Origin of the sequence: Bradyrhizobium sp. NBAIM01, from assembly GCF_020194115.1 — a bacterium.
GTDB lineage: Bacteria > Pseudomonadota > Alphaproteobacteria > Rhizobiales > Xanthobacteraceae > Bradyrhizobium > Bradyrhizobium yuanmingense.
Window position 1 is genome coordinate 506,015 of the sequence record NZ_JADYVU010000001.1, and the last position, 14,655, is coordinate 520,669.

Consider the following 14,655-nt stretch of genomic DNA (forward strand, 5'->3'; position numbering starts at 1 on the left):
CCCGGCCAGAGCCTATCACCTGCGCGCACAGGCCGCCTCGGCGCCCCGTACTGAGGGCACAATCAAATTCCGGGCCTGCGGGTATCATCGTGCGGCGCTGGGTGAGCACCAAACAGGAACTTCGTTGCCGATCTGCAACGGTTCCCCGCCGTCTGAAGCCGGACAAAACAAACTCCCATTCCGGCCATGAACCGCTCTCACAAGGCCGTGAGACTATCAGGGGAACGACGATGCGCGCACAACGCGTTTGGAAAGTGAATGGGGCCGCCAGCATCGGGCAGCTTCAATCGAGATTAGACGATCTGAACAAGCGTCTCGGTCAGCTCGAAAACCAGCATCCGGACAGCTGGAAGCTCGAGGAGCTGAGATCGAGCGCGCTCAGCCTGTCGCGGGAGATCGACGACATCCGCTGCGCCGAAGCGACGGCGGCCTTGAGCGAGCTGCTGCGGAAATAGTCGGCCTGCCGATTCGCGCCGGCGCAGGGAACCAAGCGCGGCGGCGGCCATTTCCATGCAAAGCATGGAGCAAGACCATAAGCAGGCAGCTGACGCGCGCCGATCTCGCGCGCGACGTGGCCGGGCCCACGCTGGTTCTGTGCACGGCGGCGGCCTTCACCATCGCGCGCCATTTCTCATTGTGAAGAATTTGACGCTGTGAGGGATTTTGCATGACGTCCGATCCCGAGGAGCAGGTCAGGCTGCAAGGCTACGGCGAGATGACGCTGCGCACCGCGGTCGAGACCTTGATGCTGCTCGCACCGCGTGAGCGGTCCGAGGCCGCGATCTATCGCGTCCGCGACGGCGTGCGCCTCGCGCAAAGCGAGGTCGCCGAGCTCGCATCACACTGGGGTATCCAGCCCGCGCCCAACGTGCGATCGCCGAGACTGGTGCCGGAGCAGCACTGGCAAGACGTCGTCCGCGGCATGGTGCGCGACGCCCCGCTGCCGTCGCTGCTGGTGGCCTTTCTGGTCGGTGTGCTGGTCGCTCGCAGATGATGCGCGCTCGCGATGACGCGCTCACGTCAATGGAAATCGCGGCGTTCCGTGAAACCCGAGGAAACCTTTTTTGCTCGGGAAAACGCGACCGTTCCGCGCGGAACGTCTCGCGGCAGGAGGGATTGGTCCCCCGTTAAGCCTCGAACATGGAGACAACCATGACACGTACGAAACTCGTGAGCGTCGCCGCAACTCTGGCCGCGATTTTGCCGCTCGCAACTGTAAGCCCCAGCCTCGCTGCGGGACGCGGTCCCGGCCCGTGCACCCCACCGGCTGGAGAAGCAGTCGGCGCCGCCGGGCCCGCCATGAGCGGCGGCCAGTTGATGGCCGGCATCGGCCAATGCCAGCGCATCGGCGATTGGCACCCCACCAACACCTACGGTTACCCGGGCCCGGGTTACGGCTATGACGGGCCTCGCTGGGGCACATCAGCCTACGCACCCTACGAAGAATAGGGCCCTTCACATCAGAAGATCACAGCGGCGCGGTCGATCACGGCCGCGCCGTTTGCGTTGGCGGGGCGCACCAGCAGGGATTGCTCCGCAGCACCGAGGCGAGCTGCAGAAGTAGGTTGTCAGCTAATTTCCGCTAAAATTCGGAGTGCGAATCGAGAGCGAGGAATCGTGAAAGTCACGACTTGCGACGATATCCACACTAGGGCGGCTTCGTCCTCTGGTTTTGAGAGCCGGCCCAATGCCGTTTCTGCTGGGCGTGCTGGTGGCGCGGCGGTAGTCTCCCAACAGCCGCCGGCTACGGAAGGATCGATCACTTCTGCCCGTCTGCTCGCATCTGCTCGGCGTAAGGACGTAAAGCTGCGGACATATCGTCGAGATGTTTCTGCCACTCGGCGCCAGGCAGGAAGGCGATCACCGGCTCGTCGCCGGGCGAGCTCGTCACGAACTCGGGATTGCGCAGCGCTTCGGCAATCCCGGTTTCCAGCTTCCTAACGACGTCGTCCGGAACGCTCTTCGGGACCGCGAAGCCGCGTTCCGCCGTCGTCATGACCGGAAAGCCCGCCTCCTCTGCCGTCGGAACGCCCGGCAGCGATGGAAAGCGCTTCTTCGACAGGATCGCGATGACACGAAGTGGCCCCTTGTTGGTGCCATGCAATTCGGGGATCTCGCTGAGGGTGACCATGCCGACGTCCAGATGCCCGCCCAGGAGATCGGTCCGCTGTGCGGCCGTTCCTCTGTAGGAGATCTCGTTGGGCTCGACTTTCGCGGCTGCCGCAAGCATGCGAATGGCCAGATGACCGTTCGTGCCGGCACCATTGTGACCGAAGGTCACCGAGCCCGGCTTGCTGCGCAGTGCGGCAACGACATCCGGCAGATTGCTGAATCTGCTATCGGCAGGCACCACCATGACATTCGGATCTTCGACGACGCGAGCGACCAGCCGGATTTCATCCGTGGTGTATTGGGTTTTGCGGGTCATCGGCAGGAAGTTGTAGCCTGGCACGTTGACGACACCGATCGAATAGCCCTCGGGCGCCGCGCGCGCGATCGACGCAAACGCGATCTCTCCGCCGGCGCCGGGCTTGTTCAGGACGACGAACTTCGCCTTGCCGCCCAGCACACGCTCGACAAAGGGAAGGAGCTTGCGCGCCATGACATCGGTGCCGCCGCCGGGCGCAAAGCCGACGACGACTTCGATCGGCTTGTCGTCGGGCCACGCGGCCCATGCCGACCCGCAGGCCGCGAAGCCAAAAGCCGTAGCGAGCGCGATGATTTTATTGTTCATGATTTCCAGCCCTGTTTTTGTTATTGGCCGATCGCGCCTCAGGCGCGCGATCAGCTTGGGACTCATCTAGCCGTCGGGATGACTGGAGGGCAACCGGCGAGGCACCACGGCCCGGCGCTGATGGTGGCGTTTTTGGTGGGTGTGCTGATGGCGCGGCGGTAGGCCCCTGACCTAGCTCCGCAAGTCGGAACCGCCGGCGCTCGCTTCTGGCAAGCCATGCTACCGCGACAGGCCACCCTGCCCCGCCAAATCGGCCGTGGACCCAATCCCGAAATCGTTGCAAAAAGGCGTCCTGACGCGCCGGCAGCCGGGCTGCCAAGACTCTGGAAAACGTCGACTTTTGGAAGAATGGTCGGAGTGGCAGGATTCGAACCTGCGACCCCTGCGTCCCGAACGCAGTGCTCTACCGGGCTGAGCCACACTCCGACAAGAAGGCGGCTTATAGCGTCGGGCTTGACGCACTGCAAGCGGCCGAGATGAGGAATTTTATCCCTGTGAAGACGGGTGTCGAAACGCTGATATTGCCGGCCGGCGAAGCCGGCGCGGAAGCCGCCGCCCGGCGACTTGCGGCCGGCGGGCTGGTCGCGTTTCCGACCGAGACGGTCTACGGGCTCGGGGCGGATGCTGCCAATGCGGTCGCGATCGCCCATCTCTACGCCGCCAAGGGCCGGCCGGCGTTCAATCCGCTGATCGCGCATGTCGCGGACCTCAAGGCCGCGCGGCGGATCGGGCGGTTCGATGCGCGGGCGCTGGCGCTTGCGGAGGCGTTCTGGCCGGGGCCGCTGACGCTCGTGGTGCCGAAGGCCGAGGACTGCACGGTGGCGGATCTCGCCACCGCTGGCCTCGACACGGTGGCGATCCGCATCCCCGCCCATCCCGTCGCGCAGGCGATCCTGCGCGCCTTCGGCGGCGCCGTGGTGGCGCCCTCGGCCAACATCTCCGGCCACGTCTCGCCGACGCTGGCCGCGCATGTCGAGAGCGACCTTGCCGGGCGGATCGACCTGATCATCGACGGCGGGCCTGTTACGGTCGGCGTTGAATCCACGATTGTCGGCTGCTTCGACGCGCCGATGCTGCTTCGTCCCGGTGGGCTCTCGCGCGAGCGGATCGAGGCGGTGCTGGGCGCGAAGCTGACGCGGCCGCCGGCGGAGGCTGGCAGCGACGACAGCCAGCCGCTGGCCCCGGGCATGCTGGCCTCGCACTACGCACCGCGCGCCCATGTGCGGCTCAATGCACGTGAGGTCGCGCCGGGCGACGCGCTGCTGGCGTTCGGCCCGGAGCGCCTGCCCGGCCTTGACGCCGCCTCGGCCGTCATGAATTTGTCGCCCACCGCCGATCTCGATGAAGCCGCGGCCAATCTGTTCGGCTATCTTCGCAGCCTCGATGCGAAAGCGCCGCGGGCGATTGCGGTGATGCCGATTCCCGAAGATGGTCTGGGCGAGGCGATCAACGACCGGCTGCGCCGCGCCGCGGTGGCGCGTTGAAGCAAGAGACGAGGACATGAACATCAACAAGCCTGCCACCCCGCCGCTTGCGCCCGAATTGATCGAGCAATTCCGCAAGATCGTCGGCGACCGCCACGCCATCACCGACCCGACTGACATCGAGCCTTACGTCACCGAGGAGCGCAATCTGTTCCACGGCCGCTCGCCGCTGGTGCTGCGCCCGGGCTCGACGGCGGAGGTTTCCGCGATCTGCAAGCTCGCCTCCGCGCACAACATCGCGCTGGTGCCGCAGGGCGGCAACACCGGGCTCGTCGGCGGCCAGACGCCGCACAATGGCGAGGTGGTGGTGTCGCTGCGCCGGCTCGACAAGATCCGCGAGGTCGACACCGCGTCCAACACCATGACGGTGGAAGCCGGTGTGGTGCTGCAGATCGCGCAAGCCAAGGCCTCCGAGATCGATCGGCTGTTTCCGCTGTCGCTCGGCGCGGAAGGCAGCTGCACCATCGGCGGCAATCTCTCGACCAATGCCGGCGGCACCGCGGCGCTCGCCTATGGCGTCGCGCGCGAGATGGCGCTGGGCCTCGAAGTGGTGCTCGCCGATGGGCGCGTGCTCAATTCGCTGTCAAAGCTGAAGAAGGACAACACCGGCTACAATCTACACAACCTCTTCATCGGCGCCGAAGGCACGCTCGGCATCATCACCGCGGCGACGCTGAAACTGTTTCCGAAGCCGCGGGCGATCGAGACCGCCTTCGTCGGGCTGAAATCGCCGGCGGCGGCGCTGAGGCTGCTCACCATCGCGCAAGGCGAAGCCGCCAATGCGCTGACGAGCTTCGAGCTGCTGTCGGAGCTGGCGGTGGATTTCTCGGTCCGCCACGGCATCGACGTGCGCGATCCGCTCGCAGAGAAGCATCCCTGGTACGTGCTGATGGAATTGTCATCGCCGAGCGAGGATGCCCGCACGCTGGAGACGATCCTCGGCCGTGCCATGGAGGAGGAGATCGTCGACGACGCCGTGATCGCGGCGAGCCTCGCCCAGCGCGGCGCGTTCTGGAAGCTGCGCGACGAGATGTCGGCGGCGCAGAAGCCGGAAGGCGGCTCGATCAAGCACGACATCTCCGTCCCGGTTGCGGCCGTGCCCGAATTCATCGCGGAAGCCGATGCGGCCGTGGTGAAGCTGATCCCCGGCGCCCGGCCGGTGCCGTTCGGCCATCTCGGCGACGGCAATCTGCATTACAACGTCAGCCAGCCGATCGGCGCCGACACCGCCGATTTCCTCGCGCGCTGGCATGATGTGAACGCGGTGGTGTTCGAGATCGTGCTGCGCATGGGCGGCTCGATCTCGGCCGAGCACGGCATCGGCGTGCTCAAGCGCGACGAGCTCCCCGAGGTGAAGGACAAAACCGCGATCGAGCTGATGCGCTCCATCAAGACGATGCTCGATCCGCTCGGCATCATGAATCCGGGGAAGGTGCTGTGAGCGCTTCCCTTGCGATCGATGCGATCACCGATGCCGACGTCGAGGGCGTGGTCGCGCTGTGGCAGCGCTGCGGCCTGACGCGCCCCTGGAACGACCCGCATGCCGACATCGCACTAGCGCGGCGGCGCGACAATTCCACCGTGCTGGTCGGCCGCGACAATGGCGCGATCGTCGCCACCGTGATGGTCGGCCATGACGGCCATCGCGGCTGGGTCTATTACGTCGCCGTCGATCCCAGCTGTCAGAAGCGCGGCTATGGCCGCATCATCATGGCGGCGGCCGAGGACTGGCTGCGAAGCGCCGGGATTTTGAAGCTGCAGCTCCTGGTCCGTCGCGAGAACGCGCAGGCCAACGCGTTCTATGGCTCGCTCGGCTTCGAGCTATCGACATCCCTGATGTTCCAGAAGTGGCTCGACGGCCGTGCGACCACGCCAAGCAATTGAGATCCAGCCATGACCCTTTCCGACCGCGTCCGCATCAAGGACGTCCGCGTGCTCTCGGACGGTTGGACCACGCTGAAGACCACGACCTTCGAATATCGGCGCGCGAGTGGCGAGTGGCAGACCCAGCATCGCGAGACCTATGAGCGCGACAACGCCGCCGCCGTGCTGCCATATAATCTCGCGCGGCGGACCGTGATCCTGGTGCGCCAGTTCCGCCTTCCGGCCTTCATCCGCGGTTACGACGACCTCTTGATCGAGGCCGCCGCCGGCGTGCTCGACAACGCCGAGCCCGAGGAGCGCATCCGCGCCGAGGCGGAGGAAGAGACCGGCTATCGCCTGCACCATGTCCACAAGGTGTTCGAGGCCTTCATGAGCCCCGGCGCCATCACCGAGAAGCTGCATTTCTTCGTCGCCGAATACGAGCCCGAGATGCGCGTCAGCGACGGCGGCGGCCTGGAGCACGAGGGCGAGGACATCGAGGTGCTGGAGCTCTCCATTGACGAAGCTCTCGCGATGATCGCCGACGGCCGCATCATCGACGCCAAGGCGATCATGCTGCTGCAGTATGTGGCGCTGCATGTGTTCAGGTGACCTTGCGGCTGTCCTTCCTTCTCCCCTTGTGGGAGAAGGTGGCGCGAAGCGCCGGATGAGGGGTTCTCTCCACTTGTGAGATCGTTCGTGAGGATGGATACCCCTCACCCGTCTCGCCGCTATGCGGCGATCCACCCTCTCCCACAAGGGGAGAGGGGAGGAGCGCAGCTCGCTCTATCAAGCCTGCAATTCAGACCTGCGCCGCCGCTCCCCCCCGGTTGAGCAACCGCAAAACTATCTCTAGTCTGTCGTCAACCAACAACCAGGAGACGCGCCATGTCCGCTCCGCGCGACGATGAATTCGGCTTTGCGCCCGACTACGATTCCCCCGTCCCCTACATGCAGCGCACCCGGGATTATTACGCGGCGATCGGCTACACCACGCCGTACCGCTGGGCGCATTACACCGAGGCACCGTTCCAGCCGCTGAAAAAAACGCTGGCCCAATCGCGCGTCACCATCATCACCACCGCGGCGCCCTACGATCCGGCCAAGGGCGACCAGGGGCCGGGCGCGGCGTATAATGGCAGCGCGAAGTTTTATCAGGTCTATGACGGCGACACGTCGAAAAAGCACGATCTGCGCATCTCGCACATCGGCTACGACCGTAAGCACACCTCAGCCACCGACAGCGGCACCTGGTTTCCGCTGCCGCAGTTATTGAAGGCATCCGCGGCCGGCCGCATCGGCGAGGTCGCGCCGCGCTTCTTCGGCGCGCCGACCAACCGCAGCCATCGCGTCACGCTCGACACCGACGCGCCGGAGATCCTGGCACGCTGCCTCGCGGACAAGGTCGACGTCGCGGTGCTGGTGCCGAACTGCCCGGTCTGCCACCAGACCACCGCACTGGTGGCGCGGCACCTGGAGCGCAACGGCATCCCGACCGTGGTCATGGGTTGCGCCAAGGACATCATCGAGCACGCGGCCGTGCCGCGCTTCCTGTTCTCCGACTTCCCGCTCGGCAATTCCGCCGGCAAGCCGCACGACATCGCGTCGCAGGCCCAGACGCTCGAGCTCGCGCTCCGGCTGCTGGAGAGCGCGAGCGGTCCGCAGACCACGATGCAATCGCCGCTGCGCTGGAGCGAGGACGCCTCCTGGAAGCTCGACTACAACAACGTTGCGCAGCTCTCGCCCGAAGAGCTGGCTCGCCGCCGCGCCGAGTTCGACAAGCAGAAGGAGATCGCGCGCGGCAACCGCGCCGCCTGACGTCCTCCAACAACAATAAGCCGAGGGAGAGCGAGGTGACGCGACCGTTCGAGGGCGTGAAGATCCTGGATTTTACGCAAGTGCTGGCCGGCCCCTATGCGAGTTATCAGCTCGCGCTGCTCGGCGCCGACGTCATCAAGATCGAGCGGCGCGAGGGCGAGGACATGCGCCGCACGCCGCTCAGCCGCGAATGGGCCGAGCGCGGTCTGGCGCCGGCATTCCAGGCGGTCAACGGCAACAAGCGCAGCCTGACGCTCGATCTGCAGAACCCGGAGGCGATCGCGATCGTGAAGAAGCTCGCAGGCCGCGTCGACGTGGTCATGGAGAATTTCCGCCCCGGCGTGATGGACAAGCTCGGCATCGGCTATGAGGCGCTGTCCGCGATCAACCCAAAGCTGATCTATTGCGCGGTGTCGGGTTTCGGCCAGACCGGGCCGGATCGCCTGCGGCCCGGCTATGACGGCAAGATGCAGGCGCTGTCGGGGATCATGGCGATCACCGGCCACCCCGAGACGGGGCCGACGCGCGCGGGCTTTGCCGTGTGCGACGTGCTCTCGGGCGCCACCGCTGCGTTCGGCGTGTCCAGCGCGCTCTACCAGCGCGACCGCACCGGCAAGGGGCAGCTGATCGACGTCTCCATGCTGGAGGCGACGCTGGCGTTTCTCTCGGGCCAGATCGCCGACTGGTCGGTCGCCGGACATCGACAGCAGCTATCGGGCAATCAGGCGGTGAGCCGCCGGACCACGGCGAATTTGTTCAAGTGCGGCGACGGCCATATCCTGCTCGCCGTCAACAACGAGAAGCAGTACCGCGCGCTGATGGCTGCGCTCGGCCGCGAGGATACGCTGTCAGATCCGCGCTTTGCCGACTGGTTCTCGCGCAACGAGAACGAGGGCGCGCTGCGCGCCATCATCGAGCAGGCGCTAGCGAAACGGCCGGCACGCGAATGGGAGACGATCTTGGAGGACGCCGGCGCGCCCTGCGCCAGCATCTGGAAGGTCGAGGAGGTCATCGACCATCCCCAAATCAAGGCGCGCGGCGCGATCCAGGAGCTGGACACGGAATACGGCCGCCTGCGCTTTGCCGGCAGCGGCTTCAAGCTGGCCCATGGCGGCGGCAGGCTGGATCGCATGGCGCCGGAGCTGGGCGCGGATACGGACGCGGTGCTGGGCGAGCTGGGATTCGATGCGGCGGAGATCGCGGGCTTGAGGGCGCGGGAGATTGTGTGACGGCAGCGCCTCACACTCAGTCGTCGTCCCGGGGCGCGCGTAGCGCGAACCCGGGACCCATAACCACAGGATCGCGTTTGACGAGACTCGTGGTGAACAGTTTGCGCCATAACCTCATCCTGTGGCTATGGGTCCCGGATCGGCGCGCGCTTTGGGCGCGCTTGTCCGGGACGACAGCGGAGTGAGTGGCGGCACCGCACCTAGAACAACGACCCCTGCCCGTCATCTGATGACGCTGCCGCAGTCTTCCGCACCGCCTTCTTCGGCTTCGCCGCCTCGGCTTCCGCCTCGATCTCCTCCGCACTGATCGGCAGCACGAGCTGCTCGTCGTCATTGGCGACGCGGTTGACGCGGGTGGAGACCGGGTGCCAGGCGAATTCTCCGACGCGCGGGGCCCTCATCAGCGGCAGGATTGCATCGATCTCGTCGCCGTTGCCGTCGAGCCAGCGCTCGAAGTCGCGCGGGCTGATGGTGACGGGCACACGGTCATGCAGCGCGGCGAGATCCTCGCCTGCCCCGGCGGTGACGATCGCGACCGTGTCGAGTTCCTCGCCGTTCGGCCCGACCCAGGTCTCGAACACAGCGGCAAAACCGAGCGGCTCACCGTCGGCGCGGTGGATGAAGAAGGGCTGCTTGCGGCCGGCTTCCGTCTTCCATTCGTAATAACCATCGGCCGGGATCAGGCCGCGCCGGCGGCGAATCGCATTCTTGAAGGCGGGCTTCTCCAGCACCGTCTCGGAACGGGCATTGATCAGGAGCGTGAACCCGCGGGGGTCCTTGACCCAGCCGGGCAACAGGCCCCAGCGCATCAGACGGAAATGGCGCGCGCCGTTCTCGAGCAGCACCACCGGAATCGGTTGTGTCGGCGCGACATTGTACCGGGGCGGGAAATTCGGCTGCTCGACATAGCCGAACAGTTGCCGCAAAGCCGCGGGGGCCGAAGTTATGACGAAGCGTCCACACATCCTTGGAGGCCTATATAGGGTCCGTTCAGGTCCTTTTAACCCCGAACGTTAACACTGCGGCAGATGAGCTCAACGGCCTCCCAACCCGCGCGGACGCATGTACAGACGGGCCCTGAGGCGACCGCCTGGGCCGAACGGCTGCGCGTGGCCAACATCAATCCGCGCACCGGGCTTGCCACCGACTATCTCAACCATTTCAATGAAGCCGTGATGCTGCTCGAAATGGTGCCAGATATGCCGGAATGCGCCGAGGACTTCCTGACCTGGACGCCGCTGTCCTATGCCGAGCATTTCACGGCGTCGAATTTCAAGGCGCGGGATTTGGCGATCGAAGCCTATGAGAAAGCCGATCCCAACGTGCGTGCCCAGTTCGACCACTTGACGGATACCATGACCTCGATTCTGACCGCGGTCGGCTCGGCTATGCGCGAGGTCGAGAAGGACACGACGCGGGTCCGCCTCGCCGAGCAGGCCACGCTTTGGGTCAAGCCCCTGATCGCAGCCTGCGGCGGCATCATCAATGGCGGGGCGGAAGCCGACGTCGACACCATCATGGCGAACTCATCCGGATAGGTGACGCGATTGGCCGCAATCGTCCATCCTGCCCATCCCCAGCTTGCGGTCAGCGCGGCGATCTTCCGCGACGGCAAGGTGCTACTGGTCCGCCGCGCCCGCTCGCCGGCCAAGGGCTTCTATTCGCTGCCGGGTGGCCGGGTCGAGTTCGGCGAATCGCTGCATCAGGCCCTGAGCCGCGAGGTCGACGAGGAAACCGGCCTTTGCATCGAGATCATTGGCCTCGCCGGCTGGCGCGAGGTGCTGCCGGCCGCTGCCGGCGCCGGCCATTACCTGATCATGTCCTTTGCCGCGCGCTGGACGGCCCGGGAGCCGGCGCTGAACGACGAGCTCGACGATCACCGCTGGATCGCCCCTGGCGCCCTGGCAAGCCTCGGCGACCTCAAGCTGACCGGGGGGCTCGAGGAGGTCATCCTGTCCGCTCACCGGCTGCTTGGAGCCTGACCGCCCGCCTTGCGCCAGCCGTCCCGAGGGGGCATACAGCCGCCGATGTCGTCGCGATTTCTGGCCATTTTTGTCCTGATTCTCGCCTGCGCCTCCGTGCCTGCGAGGGCCCAGGACGTGGCGGCGCCGTTTGACGGCGAACTGCAGCGGCTGGCCGAGATCCTCGGCGGCCTGCACTATCTGCGCGGCATCTGCGGGGCCAACGAGGGTAACAAATGGCGCAATGAGATGCAGGCGCTGATCGATGCCGAGACCCCCTCCGGCGAGCGCCGCACCCGCATGATCGCCGGCTTCAACCGCGGCTATAACGGTTTTCAGCAGACCTATCGCAGCTGCACGCCGGCCGCGATGGTGGCGATCCGCCGCTACATCGAGGAAGGCTCGAAGATCTCGCGCGATCTCACGGCGCGCTACGCGAACTAGCTACCCCGTCATTCCGGGGCTCGCGCGCGAGAGCCCGGAATCCATTCATCCACCGTCTCTGATGCCCGATGGATTCCGGGCTCGCGCGAGGCGCGCCCCGGAATGACGGCGCGGTCGACGCATGTGCGGGCCGGGAACCCTGTCATCGACTTTGTTCACAGCCGTTAACCGTTCTTAAAGATGTGGCCTAGCGGTCGTTAACGCCCGTGCTACACCTCTCGCACAGCGCATCGCCGTGGATCGCGCCTCAGCCTGACCGAGTTTCATGAGCCAGCCGATTTCCTACGCCCCCGCCCGCGCGCCGCTGCCCGATCACGAGCAGAAACAGGCCGCACTGAGCTATCTCAACGAGGCCTGGGCCGAGGCGCGTCATGACGGCGTCGACGGCGACTGCCTGGCGCAGGCGAGCCTGTTCGCGGCCCTCGCCGAGCTCGTCGGCACCTATGGCGAGGACGCAGTGGCAAAGTTCGTCGAGGGCTTTCCCGGCCGCATTCGCAACGGCGAATTCTCGGTCGGCATCTGCAGGCAGTAAGCCGTCCTGAAGCAGTAAGCCGTCCTGAAAATGACCCCGCCACGCGGGCGGGGCCAGTTGACGGATGAATGACTCTGCGAAAGGCGTCGCGAAGTCTGCCGCTCTTATCGCACGGAAGCCGTTGCCGGCGGACAAGCATTAATCTCGCGATGACCGGGAGATGTTCCCGACAGAGCCGGGAACGCGCGCCTCAGTCCGTCTCGATCGGCAGCGCCGGATCCCTCGCCCATTCGCCCATCGAAGCGTCGTAGAGCGTCAGCTTGTCGTAGCCGAGCTGCGTCAGCAGCAGGAGGTCGATCGTCGCCGAGATGCCGCCGCCGCAATAAAGAATCACATTCTTGTCGCGCGTGACGCCCTGGGCGGCGAACTTCGCTTGCGCATCCGCAAGATCCGCCAGCGTCTTGTCGGCATTCACGAGTGTGGCTGCGGGAACGTTGACGCTGCCGGGAACGCGGCCCGGCCGGCCATAGCGGCTCGGCTCGAGGCCGCGGTGAAACTGCGGCCCGAGCGCGTTGACGATGATGGTCGCGGGATCGCCGATCCGCGCCAGCACGGCTTCCTTGTCGACGAAGCAGCCTGGGCGCGGCGCCGCCTTGAAGGCCGTCACCGGATAGCCTTTCGGTGCGCCCGTCTCGGTCGGCCGTCCCTCCTGCTGCCATTTGTCGAAGCCGCCGTCGAGCACGTGGGCATCGACGCCGAGCGCGCGCAACATCCACCAGAACCGCGTCGCCCACATTATCGTCCCTATGCTGTAGAGCACGATGGTCTTGCCAGCATCGAGGCCGTGGCGGCCGAAGGCGGCCTCCAGCTGGGCGACATCGTGCATCATGAAGAAGTGTTGCGACGAGGCGTCGGAGAACTCGCCTTGCAGGTCGAGGAAATCGGCGCCGGGGATGTGGCCGGCGGCGAACGTCTTGTCGCCGGGCACGGCGCGATAAGGCACGGCGCTGCCTTCCGGCGCGGGCTCAAGATAGGTCGTGCAGTCGTAGAGGCGAAGGTTGGGATCGCCGAGCATGGCGGCGAGCTGCTCGGTGGTGATGAGGGCGGCGGGTTGGGACATCAGGCTGCACTCCCGTTCGAGAGAAAGTGTAGACCGCCCCTCCCGTCATTGCGAGAGCAGCGAAGCAATCCAGAGTCTTTCCGCGGCGACAGACTGAATTGCTTCGCTGCGCTCGCAATGACGAATGGGGAAGCCCCGTGCGTCCCCCACATCACCCTACTGCTTCAGCGTCTCCAGGAACCGCACCGGCTCGCCCTGCGCGGCCGTCACCAGCTCGCCCTGCCACATCACGCGACGGCCGCGGATAAAGGTGCCGACCGGCCAGCCGGTGACGCGAACGCCGTCATAGGGCGTCCAGCCGGCCTTGGACGCCACCCATTTGTTGGTGATGGTCTCGCTGCGCTTGAGATCGACGATGGTGAAGTCGGCATCGTAGCCGGCGGCGATGCGGCCCTTGCAGGCCATGTTGTAGAGGCGCGCAGGGCCGGCGCTGGTGAGGTCGACGAAGCGCGCCAGCGAAAGCCGACCCGCATTAACGTGATCGAGCATAACAGGCACCAGCGTCTGCACGCCGGTCATGCCGGAAGGCGAAGCGGGATAGGTCTTCTGCTTCTCCTCCAGCGTATGCGGGGCGTGGTCGGAGCCGAGCACGTCGATGATGCCCTGTTCGATGCCGCGCCAAATGCCGGCACGATGATCGGCGCCGCGCACCGGCGGGTTCATCTGCGCCAGCGTGCCGAGCCGCTCGTAGCATTCCGGCGCGACCAGGGTGAGATGGTGCGGCGTCGCCTCGCAGGAGGCGACATCCTTGTGGTCGCGCAGGAACTCGATCTCCTCCTTGGTCGAGATGTGCAGCACGTGAATACGCTTGCCGGTCTCGTGCGCGAGCTTGACGAGGCGCTGCGTCGCCATCAGCGCCGCGGTCTCGTCGCGCCAGACCGGATGCGAGCGCGCATCGCCCTCGATGCGCAGCGATTTGCGCTCGTTGAGGCGGTATTCGTCCTCGGCGTGGAAGGCGGCGCGGCGGCGGATCACCTGGAAAATGCGGCGCAGGCTCTCGTCGTCCTCCACCAAAAGCGCGCCGGTGGACGAGCCGATAAACACCTTGACGCCGGCGCAGCCGGGTGCGCGCTCCAGCACAGGCAGGTCCTGCACGTTCTCGCGGGTGCCGCCGATGAAGAAGGCGAAATCGCAATGCATGCGGTGATGGGCGCGCTTCACCTTGTCGGTGAATTCGGCCTCCGTCACGGTCAGCGGCGAGGTGTTCGGCATCTCGAACACGGCGGTGACGCCGCCCATCACGGCGCTGCGCGAGCCGGTCTCGAGGTCTTCCTTGTGCGTCAGCCCGGGCTCGCGGAAATGCACCTGCGTGTCCATCACGCCGGGCAGGATGTGCAGGCCCTTGCAGTCGATCACCTCGGCGGCCGAGCCTTGCGACAGCGGACCGAGCTCGGCGATGCGGCCGCCCGTGATGCCGATATCCCGCACGCCCTCGCCGTCCTGGTTGAAGACGGTGCCACCCTTCAGGATCACATCGAAACGCTGGGTCATTGGGCCTCTCTCATCCTCAGGGCGCAGGGCTCGAGGTCT

General features: G+C 66.0%; 17 protein-coding genes and 1 tRNA gene. 13 read left to right on the top strand and 5 right to left on the bottom strand.

Features of this window, described 5'->3' with window-relative positions; genetic code table 11:
• Nucleotides 1-101 precede the first annotated feature (101 nt).
• The 3 genes from I6F31_RS02320 (at nt 102) to I6F31_RS02330 (ending at nt 1,449) form a co-directional block, all read left to right on the top strand.
• Entirely contained in the window at nt 102-455 is a 354-nt protein-coding gene (locus tag I6F31_RS02320; RefSeq protein WP_225112605.1) for a hypothetical protein, read from the top strand.
• Between the two features lie 212 nt (nt 456-667).
• Complete coding sequence (locus I6F31_RS02325; RefSeq protein WP_036003836.1) at nt 668-994, top strand: hypothetical protein; 327 nt, start codon at nt 668-670, stop codon at nt 992-994.
• 158 nt (nt 995-1,152) lie between these two features.
• On the top strand, nt 1,153-1,449 hold the full coding sequence (locus I6F31_RS02330) for a hypothetical protein (protein ID WP_146207753.1): 297 nt from the start codon (nt 1,153-1,155) through the stop codon (nt 1,447-1,449).
• Nucleotides 1,450-1,759: 310 nt separating this feature from the next.
• Here the strand turns inward: I6F31_RS02330 and I6F31_RS02335 are convergent, their stop codons facing one another.
• Nucleotides 1,760-2,734 carry a tripartite tricarboxylate transporter substrate binding protein gene (locus I6F31_RS02335; protein ID WP_036003826.1) on the bottom strand — a complete coding sequence of 325 codons (975 nt, stop codon included), beginning with the start codon at nt 2,732-2,734 and terminating at the stop codon, nt 1,760-1,762.
• A gap of 349 nt (nt 2,735-3,083) precedes the next feature.
• Nucleotides 3,084-3,160, bottom strand: a tRNA-Pro gene (locus I6F31_RS02340).
• Nucleotides 3,161-3,210: 50 nt separating this feature from the next.
• Here I6F31_RS02340 and I6F31_RS02345 point away from each other — a divergent pair.
• The 6 genes from I6F31_RS02345 (at nt 3,211) to I6F31_RS02370 (ending at nt 9,128) form a co-directional block, all read left to right on the top strand.
• Nucleotides 3,211-4,218 carry an L-threonylcarbamoyladenylate synthase gene (locus tag I6F31_RS02345; protein WP_225155389.1) on the top strand — a complete coding sequence of 336 codons (1,008 nt, stop codon included), beginning with the start codon at nt 3,211-3,213 and terminating at the stop codon, nt 4,216-4,218.
• Nucleotides 4,219-4,234: 16 nt separating this feature from the next.
• Nucleotides 4,235-5,659: an FAD-binding oxidoreductase gene (locus I6F31_RS02350; RefSeq protein ID WP_225184619.1), complete on the top strand. Its 1,425-nt coding sequence runs from the start codon at nt 4,235-4,237 to the stop codon at nt 5,657-5,659.
• A complete protein-coding gene (locus I6F31_RS02355; RefSeq protein WP_225155387.1) occupies nt 5,656-6,102 on the top strand; it encodes a GNAT family acetyltransferase in 447 nt (148 codons plus the stop codon). Before I6F31_RS02350 ends, I6F31_RS02355 begins: the two co-directional genes overlap by 4 nt.
• Nucleotides 6,103-6,111: 9 nt before the next feature.
• Nucleotides 6,112-6,693, top strand: a complete 582-nt coding sequence (locus I6F31_RS02360) for an NUDIX domain-containing protein (protein ID WP_036028286.1) — start codon at nt 6,112-6,114, stop codon at nt 6,691-6,693.
• A gap of 276 nt (nt 6,694-6,969) precedes the next feature.
• Complete coding sequence (locus I6F31_RS02365) at nt 6,970-7,899, top strand: glycine/sarcosine/betaine reductase selenoprotein B family protein (protein ID WP_225155386.1); 930 nt, start codon at nt 6,970-6,972, stop codon at nt 7,897-7,899.
• A gap of 35 nt (nt 7,900-7,934) precedes the next feature.
• On the top strand, nt 7,935-9,128 hold the full coding sequence (locus I6F31_RS02370; RefSeq protein ID WP_225155385.1) for a CoA transferase: 1,194 nt from the start codon (nt 7,935-7,937) through the stop codon (nt 9,126-9,128).
• A 200-nt stretch (nt 9,129-9,328) separates the two neighbouring features.
• Here the strand turns inward: I6F31_RS02370 and I6F31_RS02375 are convergent, their stop codons facing one another.
• Nucleotides 9,329-10,093, bottom strand: coding sequence for an SOS response-associated peptidase (locus I6F31_RS02375; protein ID WP_225184620.1), 765 nt, complete (start codon nt 10,091-10,093; stop codon nt 9,329-9,331).
• A gap of 63 nt (nt 10,094-10,156) precedes the next feature.
• Between I6F31_RS02375 and I6F31_RS02380 the strand changes: the two genes are divergently transcribed.
• The 4 genes from I6F31_RS02380 to I6F31_RS02395 all read left to right on the top strand — a co-directional run bounded on the left by I6F31_RS02380 (nt 10,157) and on the right by I6F31_RS02395 (nt 12,065).
• Entirely contained in the window at nt 10,157-10,666 is a 510-nt protein-coding gene (locus I6F31_RS02380; protein WP_036003651.1) for a hypothetical protein, read from the top strand.
• Nucleotides 10,667-10,675: 9 nt separating this feature from the next.
• Nucleotides 10,676-11,110 (top strand): NUDIX domain-containing protein, encoded by a 435-nt coding sequence (locus tag I6F31_RS02385; protein WP_036003648.1) that lies wholly within the window; start codon nt 10,676-10,678, stop codon nt 11,108-11,110.
• Between the two features lie 45 nt (nt 11,111-11,155).
• On the top strand, nt 11,156-11,533 hold the full coding sequence (locus I6F31_RS02390; RefSeq protein WP_036003646.1) for a TIGR02301 family protein: 378 nt from the start codon (nt 11,156-11,158) through the stop codon (nt 11,531-11,533).
• A 265-nt stretch (nt 11,534-11,798) separates the two neighbouring features.
• Nucleotides 11,799-12,065: a hypothetical protein gene (locus tag I6F31_RS02395; RefSeq protein WP_036003643.1), complete on the top strand. Its 267-nt coding sequence runs from the start codon at nt 11,799-11,801 to the stop codon at nt 12,063-12,065.
• Between the two features lie 190 nt (nt 12,066-12,255).
• On the opposite strand, the gene I6F31_RS02400 is transcribed toward I6F31_RS02395, so the two are convergent.
• Both I6F31_RS02400 and I6F31_RS02405 read right to left on the bottom strand, forming a co-directional pair.
• On the bottom strand, nt 12,256-13,125 hold the full coding sequence (locus I6F31_RS02400) for a sulfurtransferase (protein ID WP_225146952.1): 870 nt from the start codon (nt 13,123-13,125) through the stop codon (nt 12,256-12,258).
• 156 nt (nt 13,126-13,281) lie between these two features.
• The gene (locus tag I6F31_RS02405) at nt 13,282-14,616 is read right to left on the bottom strand and encodes a dihydroorotase (RefSeq protein WP_225139069.1); all 1,335 of its coding nucleotides are present in this window, start codon (nt 14,614-14,616) and stop codon (nt 13,282-13,284) included.
• Between the last annotated feature and the right edge of the window lie 39 nt (nt 14,617-14,655).